This is a genomic window from Pseudovibrio sp. Alg231-02, from assembly GCF_900143565.1.
Taxonomy (GTDB): Bacteria; Pseudomonadota; Alphaproteobacteria; order Rhizobiales; family Stappiaceae; genus Pseudovibrio.
The window spans coordinates 160,991-169,571 of record NZ_FREX01000012.1; the positions used below are offsets into that span (position 1 = coordinate 160,991).

Genomic DNA, 8,581 nt, shown 5'->3' on the forward strand with positions numbered 1-8,581 from the left:
TCAAACTTGCCCCGTCTGGCCAATAAGTTTTTGTCGCATCCAGCCACTGAGGTAATCGATGGACGTGATTGAAAGAACCAGCATGAAAATGATGACAAGAATGTCAGCCCCATAGTTCCAGTCGACAACCATCTTCAACTCGGCACCAAGACCACCAGCTCCGACAAATCCAAGGATCGCAGAGGCCCGCACATTCACTTCCAGCCGAAGCAGCGTGTAAGACAAAAAGTTCGGAAGCACTTGAGGCAGAATGCCGAAGCGAATTTGCTCCAGCCAGTTGCCACCGACACTGCGAATGCCTTCAGCAGCCTTCAGGTCACAGTTCTCATTCACCTCAGAAAACTGTTTGGCGAGTGCACCAATTGTATGCGTTGTCACAGCAATCACAGCAGCAACCGGACTTGGCCCAAAAATCAGAACCAGCAACAGCGCAATCACAATCTCTGGAAATGCGCGAAAAATATCCATCACCCGGCGCATCGCAGCAACGGCAAGCCGATTGCTCACCAAGTTACGGCTTGCAACGAAACTCAGCGCCCCACCCAGAAAGAATGCCAGAAGAGTTGAGACCAAGGCGATGTTGACCGTCTCGATTAGGTACGGAAGATATTGAAGAACAAGTGCAAAGAGCCCAACCAGCCCTTCCTCATAAGCACCCATGAACAACTCAGCCGGATAATCAAAGAATTTGCCCAAGCCTGTCCAAAAGCCACCAGAATTTGCTTGGTCCGCAACAAACAAACCACCGAAAATGCTCAGGACACAAAGGCCGAGCAGAGAAAGAGTATATAGCGTTCGGCGCCGGGCAACACGCTCATAGGCCTGAGAAATCTCGGCCAAACGGGAAGCTTCGGCAAGCGCCAGATGAGCGGCCACTTCAACATCCTCCAAACAGGGAAATGATGAGAACCACCACGGCCCCCATAAAGAAAGGGCGCGGTCAGATCCGCGCCCCTTTATTACTCTGAGAATTAGTTAGCTTTTTTTGCTTCGATCTTACGGCGACGCGCTTCAACAATGGTCTTGTAGAAGTCGTGGTTCACCTCCACAAAGTCAGCGTACTCACCACCCTGTGCGGAATAGAAGCACTCGGTATTATCAGTCACCATGGACTTCAACGAGGCAACAACCTTCTGCTTTACGTCAGATGGAAGCGATTTACGTACAACAAGCGGACCATTAGGGATCAGCGGAGACTGCCAGACCTGAACCAGATCAGACATATCAACCATGCCTTTATCTACCATCTTACGCAGATTACCAGAGGTGTAGCCCTCTTCCCATTCGCCAACGCCAGATGCCCAGGTGACGCCACCGTCAACATCGCCATTCAAAACAGCAAGAACGTTCTGCTCGTGTCCACCAGAGAACTGCGTAGAGGCAAAGTACTCTTTCAGGTTCAGGCCCATATCGTCAAACGCAACAGAAGGAACCAGATAACCGGAGGTGGAGTTAGGGTCAGCAAAGCCCATGCGCTTGCCCTTCATGTCTTCCAGCGTTTCAATGCCAGAATCTGCACGGGCAACCAAAACAGAATAATAGCCTGTTGCGCCATCTGTCTGCTTGGTGGTCAGCACTGGCTCAACTGCATCAGGAGCTGACAGGTAAACAGCAGAGTAACCGGAAGCGCCAAGCTCGGCATAATCCAGGTTACCACCCTTCAGGCCTTCAATAGTGCCAGCATAATCAGCTGCCGGGAAAAGCTTGACAGGAACACCCAGCAGCTTTTCAAAACGGTCAACCAGACACTGGTTGGAACGAAGACGATCCGCCTCATTCTCACCACCAAGAATACCAATGCGGAATTCAGTGATTTTCTCTTCAGCCAGAGCCATAGGCGCAGCAAGAAGAGTTGTGCTAACAGCAAGAGCTGCAGCAACTTTACCGATGATTTTCATCAGAGCACTCCAATATCAGAATAAAAATCTAAACCCGCTGCTATTCAGCAGCAGAGACAACAGGCGAGGCATCGCCTTTCGCCAGTTCCAGGGCAGCGATTTTTGCACCTTCGCTACCCAGAGAAGTTGAGGTCATCCCCTCCTCAAAACTGTCATCAGCACCGTAGATCTCACGGGCCACTGCGGTAGAAAGCTCATCCGGTTTCCCATCAAAAACAATCTCACCATCACGCATGCCAATCACGCGGTCGCAGTAATTACGGGCAGTATCAAGAGTATGGAGATTACAAATAACAGTCAGGCCATCTTCCGTGTTGATCGCCTTAAGAGCGTCCATCACCACCTGCGCATTCATCGGATCCAGCGAAGCAATCGGCTCATCGGCCAAAAGCATTTTCGGTTCCTGCATAAGAGCACGAGCAATCGCAACACGCTGTTGCTGACCACCAGAAAGATTTTCGGCCCTTTTCAAAGCCGTTTCAGCAATACCAAGTCTTTCAAGTTTCAGCAGAGCCTGAACCCGCTCTTCACGAGTGAACAGCTTGAGCATGCTAGAAACTGTTCCGTGTGCATTCAGGCGACCCAACATAACGTTGGTTAAAACATCAAGGCGAGGAACCAGATTGAACTGCTGAAAGATCATCGCGCAATCACGCTGCCAGCGGCGCTTATACGCCCCCTGTAAAGCAAGCACATCAACACCATCAACAAGGACACGCCCATCGGTTGCCGGGGTAAGTCTGTTGATCATCCGCAGCAACGTGGATTTACCCGCACCAGAACGACCAATAATGCCGATCATCTGAGGCTTCTCAACAATGAAACTCGCCCCTTTGACAGCAACATGCGCGCCAAATTCTTTTCTAACGCTTTCAAACTGGATCAAGAGTTCAACCCCGGTACCTGTTAAAATTTAACGTACTAGGCACACGCGATTGTTACAGCGAAATGACGCTCACTCACAAAGCGAACCCGTCAAAAAACCGTCACACCCCACCTCCCCCACATAGCTGGCAAAACGAGCATTACATTACGTTTCTATGACAGAAGGAAAAGCCAACCGGCTTTCAAACCAAGGTGTCGAAACTCTGCTTTTCAGGGAATCAAAAACCGTCGATTGAACGCTAAGCACTCTAAATACTCAGTAGGGCTGAACACCAAACTTCTGAAAGCATCGGCATTAAAAAAGCAAATGGGCGGTACTGTTAGGTACCGCCCATTTGAATAGAGTTTAGTGCTGTTTGCCAGCTGCTAGGTCTAAGGCCGCTATCCTGCGATTAGACCCTAGAAGTGAACTGACTTCGCAGCAGCAGGCTTCTGGAGTGGTGGGGCGAACTTGGTGAGGTCGATGCCTTCCACTGCTGCCTTGTACTCATCCATGTTTGGAGTTCTGCCGAGGATTGCGGAAAGAACAACAACCGGAGTGGACGCCAGCAGGGATTCACCCTTTTTCTCAGAAGAATCTTCTACCACACGGCCCTGGAACAGGCGGGTAGAGGTTGCCAGAACGGTATCACCCTTAGCAGCCTTCTCCTGGTTACCCATGCAAAGGTTACAGCCAGGACGCTCCAGGTACATAATGTTTTCGTATTCGGTACGTGCTGTTGCTTTTGGCAGTGCATCATCGAATTCGAAACCGGAGTACTTCTGCAAAATTTCCCAGTCGCCTTCTGCCTTCAGCTCATCAATAATGTTGTAGGTTGGCGCTGCAACAACAAGCGGCGCATTGAACTCGACCTTACCGCCGTCTTTCTCAAGGTTCTTGAGCATCTGAGCAACAATCTTCATGTCGCCTTTGTGCACCATGCAGGAACCAACGAAGCCCAGATCAACCTTCTTGTCGCCACCATAGTAGGAAACAGGACGGATGGTGTCGTGGGTGTAACGCTTGGAAACGTCGTCGTTGTTCACGTCCGGATCAGCGATCATCGGCTCATCAATCTGGTCCAGATCAACAACAACCTCAGCAAAGTATTTCGCGTTGTCATCAGGTGTCAGCGCAGCTTTCTCGCCAGACTTGATTTCTGCAATGCGCTTGTCTGCCTTATCGATCAGGCCTTGAAGAACTTTGGCATCATTTTCCATGCCTTTGTCGATCATGATCTGAATGCGGCTCTTCGCAATCTCAAGTGATTCAACCAGAGTGTCATCCTGAGAAATACAGATGGAAGCTTTTGCCTTCATCTCAGCAGTCCAGTCAGTGAACGTGAACGCCTGGTCAGCAAGCAAGGTTCCGATGTGAACCTCAATAATGCGGCCTTGGAACACGTTATCGCCAAACTGCTTTAGCATCTGAGACTGTGTTGCATGCACCACATCGCGGAAATCCATGTGATTTTTCATGGTGCCTTTGAAAGTCACCTTCACAGATTCAGGGATCGGCATGGTGGCTTCACCAGTTGCCAGTGCCAGTGCCACGGTGCCGGAATCTGCACCAAACGCAACGCCTTTGGACATACGGGTGTGGCTGTCGCCACCGATAATGATTGCCCAGTCGTCAATGGTGATGTCGTTCAACACCTTATGGATCACGTCTGTCATGGCGTGGTAGACGCCTTTTGGATCGCGCGCGGTGATCAGGCCAAACTTGTTCATGAACTTCATGAGTTTTGGAATGTTAGCCTGTGCTTTCAAATCCCAAACAGAAGCAGTGTGACAACCAGACTGGTAAGCACCATCAACAGTTGGAGAAATGACGGTTGCCGCCATGGATTCCAGTTCCTGCGAAGTCATCAGACCAGTGGTGTCCTGAGAACCAACGATATTCACCTTCACACGAACGTCAGAACCAGCATGCAGAGTTGCACCCGGAGTGGCGCCAACAGCATTGCGGTTGAAGATCTTCTCAACAGCTGTCAGGCCCTGACCTTCATGAGAGATCTCTTTGGCCGGAGCAAAAGCGGACTTCAGCTCAATGCCAAGTGTTTCAGATGCAAAAGTCTGCAGCTTTTTACCAAACACAACAGCATAGGAGCCGCCAGCTTTCATAAACTCAACTTTTTGAGGTGTGAACGCGGAAGAAACATCAACCAGCTCTTTATCACCGTCATAAAGCTTCTTGGTTTTAGTGTTGATGGTGAGCACCTTACCAGTCTCAACTGAGTAGGTCTGCTCAAGAACAGGATCACCATTTCCATCCAGAACGGTGTTGCCATCAGCATCTTGTTTTTTGACCCAGTTTTTCAGGTCAAGCCCGATACCGCCGGTCACGCCAACAGTGGTCAGGAAGATTGGAGAGATGCCGTTGGTGCCAGCAACAATCGGCGCAATGTTCACGAAGGGAACATATGGACTTGCCTGTTTACCAGCCCACAGCGCAACGTTGTTTACGCCAGACATACGGGAGGAGCCAACGCCCATGGTGCCTTTTTCAGCAATCAGCATCACGCGCGCATTAGGATTTGCTTTCTGCAGTTCCTGAATTTCCGCCTGCGCTTCAGGTGAGATCATGCACTTGCCGTGTAGTTCACGGTCAGAACGGGAGTGTGCCTGATTGCCAGGAGAAAGAAGGTCGGTTGAGATATCGCCTTCACCTGCGATGAAGGTCACGACTTTGATTTCTTCGTCTACGTCAGGAAGCTTTGTGAAGAACTCAGCCTTTGCGTAGCTTTCCAGAATGTCTTTTGCAATCGCATTACCTGCTGCAAAAGCTGCCTTCAAACGCTCGGTGTCTACCTCATACAGGAACACCTGGGTTTTAAGGACATCGGCAGCCTGTTGCGCAACAGACGCATCATCGCTAAGCGCCAGGTCAAGAAGAACCTCAACAGAAGGGCCACCCTTCATGTGAGACAGCAGTTCAAAAGCAAAGGACTGAGAAATTTCCTCAACAACAGAGTCGCCAAGAATGATCTCTTTCAAAAACTTCGCCTTTTCGCCAGCTGCGCTGGTTGTGCCTGGCAAGGTGTTGTAGATAAAGAATTTAAGAGATCCGTCTCTGTGTTCGTTTCCGAGATCTTTAATCTGCGATATGATCTCATTCACAAGTGCGCCATCTTCAATCGGCTTGGGGTTCAAACCCTCGGCTTTTCGAGTGTCAATCTCATTCAAGTAGTCAGTGTACAAGCTCATGATTATTCCGACGCATTTGTGTTAGACGATTTATGTTTGGTGTATCTTGAACTCTATGTCAAAACCATCTCTGGCAAACCGGCTCAAGTTTGTTGTATGCGGTCGTATACCAAATGACATTGGCATGCAAGATGTTTCCAGCAGTTGCAGAACTCCAACCCCACCCGCATCACTAACAAGCTTATCTATCCACCAGCCCCAGAACAATAAATTCTGCGAGAGGCTCATTCTGGCAGGCTTTGCCACCACCCTACTCTGCCTAGCCCTTGACCTTGGCCAGACAGCGATTGAGGCAAAACACAGCATCCCTACGGACTTCATTACCGGACAATTTGCCGCGTTCAAAACCGGGTAAGGAGCCTACAATGGACCTCGCCCCACGCCGCAAAAAAGCACCACCCATTTTAAAAAAGCCCAGAGCCCATTTAAAGACCCTGAGCAGACTGAAATTCTTGATCTCGTATCGAATTCGACTACTTGGCAGCCTTGGAAGTCAGCTTCGCCAAAACACCGCGCATTTTTTCAATTACCGGTGATTTATCGACATTATCCAGATCCTTCATTGTTTCCTTCGGATCTTCGTAAGCCAACCAGACCTGACCCTCGGAATCCTCATAGACCTGAACTTTAAGTGGCAGGTACAGGCCTGCCCGCGGGTCGATCTCCATCGCAGGCGTACCAAGAACCGGATTACCGAAAATCAGCAACTGGTTCGCCGGGATGGACATACCAACCTTTTCAGCTCCCGCAGCATGGTCAACACGAGCAAATATTGTTGCCCCTGCCTTCCTTGCAGTAGCCTCCAGAGCATCCATAGTCTCCTGCACTGCTTTATTGGTATCGACCTTGATAATATCTTGAGCCATGACGGGATACAAACTCCCAAGTATTAGCGCTGAAGCCAGAAACAAACTACGCAAATCACTATCCTTCTTGTGAAATTAATCCGGCTTCGGGGAACATATAGCCAAATACGCCAGAAGCCCGACTTAGATTACCAAGCCCTTCCCCTACCGGAGTTTGATTATTTAACTATGGAAATATTCCAGCTACATATAAATTATTTTCACATGATCGTGTCTGATCGACTGGTGGCTGTGGATCCGAGCTATAGCAATCATTTGCCAATGCGTTACTTGATTAAAAGTGTGACGAGAGCTTGGAGTTTCTGCGCAAAGATCAGGCGATGCCTTCGATTTCTCAAAGGTCGCTTTAGGTGAAATTTGCCTTATTGAGTGGATCTTCGGGATTGGTCAAAGCGCTTTGCCAGAAGCCGTGACGACACTTGAAATTTATAGCGATTAAGCCCAAAACATAGTCTTAAAGCTCCACGAAATGCGCTCTAAGATATTGTCTGTTATCAAGGAGAGCTGGATGCGTGAACGCGGATCAACAGACGCATATCTCTTGGGAACACGCTTCACAAAATAGTACATTCCACGACTGATCGGATGAGCCATATTCTACCCATCCTACATGCAGTGTTATGTAGCTCAGTCCACCAGTGTCAAAACACTTTGCGCAATACGCTTTAACCTATTGATTAAGCGTATCTATTCGTATTTTCAAAAAAGGGAAGATGGCGGACACGGAGAGAGTCCGTTAAAAAATCGAGCTTTCAATCGAAATCATTTTTTCTCTTATATTTCAATACAGTAACTCGATTTATATCAAATTCACATTGCTCAAAATACGCAATTGTTATGTAATTTGTTATGTAGCTCACGACCCGATTATGCTGTGAAACCCGTATGGAAATGAGTGCTGTCTGGTTATAGCAAAAATTAGCGCCCGCAACTGATGATTGCGAGCGCCTTGGATTTCTCAGCATCGACTAGATGAACAGGAAATCATCCGGTTGAAGCTCAGCAGGTGTCACACCTTGCAAAGTGATCGAAGTGTCTGTGTCGATTGTGATCACTGTATTTGAACCACTCACTTCTGCAGCATCCATAATCGCTATGAAGTCCACAAATAATGCGGCTTCAACCTGAATGACATCTGTTGCATCGAAATCAGTAAGGACATCGTGGCCGGTATCGCCAGCAGCAAACACAAATATGTCACTGCCTTCACCGCCATTCAGCTGATCATCACCAGCACCACCTGTGATCAGATCATTACCTCCATTTCCGTTGATAATGTCTGCTCCATCACCGCCTACGAGAGTTTCAGCTGCATCATTACCAATAATTTCGAGAGATGCAGCCCCAAATGTCTCAATCACTGGCTCATCATTAGGGAAGAAGTACATTCCATCTTGCCCGACATAGAAGCCAGCAGGGTCTTGGGTAAAGACATAGACTGAACCGGAACCCTCACCGTTGTCATTGTCAGAATGCGATCCAACTGTGATAACACCGTCTTCATTGATTGAAACAGAGCTACCGAACAGACCATCACCTGATACGTCAGGGGCTGTCAGTTCAATCTCAGAGTAACCACCAGAACCATTCGGCACATAAACATAAGCAGCGCCGATGCCGGAAGTGGCACCGGTAACGATGACGCCAGCCTCATTCACAGCAAGTGCCGGGCCTGTACTACTATCTCCGGTAATCAGCTTGGAAACTGTATAGTTACCATTGCCATCCGGCTCATGGATGTACAAG

6 protein-coding genes are annotated in these 8,581 nt (G+C 48.8%); all 6 read right to left on the reverse strand.

The window, feature by feature from the left end:
- Entirely contained in the window at positions 1–876 is an 876-nt protein-coding gene (phnE, locus tag DHN43_RS24230) for a phosphonate ABC transporter, permease protein PhnE (RefSeq protein WP_208995609.1), read from the reverse strand.
- 95 nt (positions 877–971) lie between these two features.
- The gene (gene phnD / locus DHN43_RS24235; RefSeq protein ID WP_063289228.1) at positions 972–1,898 is read right to left on the reverse strand and encodes a phosphonate ABC transporter substrate-binding protein; all 927 of its coding nucleotides are present in this window, start codon (positions 1,896–1,898) and stop codon (positions 972–974) included.
- 40 nt (positions 1,899–1,938) lie between these two features.
- Positions 1,939–2,784, reverse strand: a complete 846-nt coding sequence (phnC, locus tag DHN43_RS24240) for a phosphonate ABC transporter ATP-binding protein (protein ID WP_063289229.1) — start codon at positions 2,782–2,784, stop codon at positions 1,939–1,941.
- 398 nt (positions 2,785–3,182) lie between these two features.
- Positions 3,183–5,969, reverse strand: a complete 2,787-nt coding sequence (locus tag DHN43_RS24245) for a bifunctional aconitate hydratase 2/2-methylisocitrate dehydratase (protein ID WP_108820342.1) — start codon at positions 5,967–5,969, stop codon at positions 3,183–3,185.
- Positions 5,970–6,442: 473 nt separating this feature from the next.
- Positions 6,443–6,835 carry a DUF302 domain-containing protein gene (locus DHN43_RS24255; protein ID WP_063291594.1) on the reverse strand — a complete coding sequence of 131 codons (393 nt, stop codon included), beginning with the start codon at positions 6,833–6,835 and terminating at the stop codon, positions 6,443–6,445.
- Positions 6,836–7,803: 968 nt separating this feature from the next.
- On the reverse strand, positions 7,804–8,581 hold a 778-nt coding region (locus tag DHN43_RS27580), incomplete at its 5' end, for a calcium-binding protein (protein ID WP_373456217.1).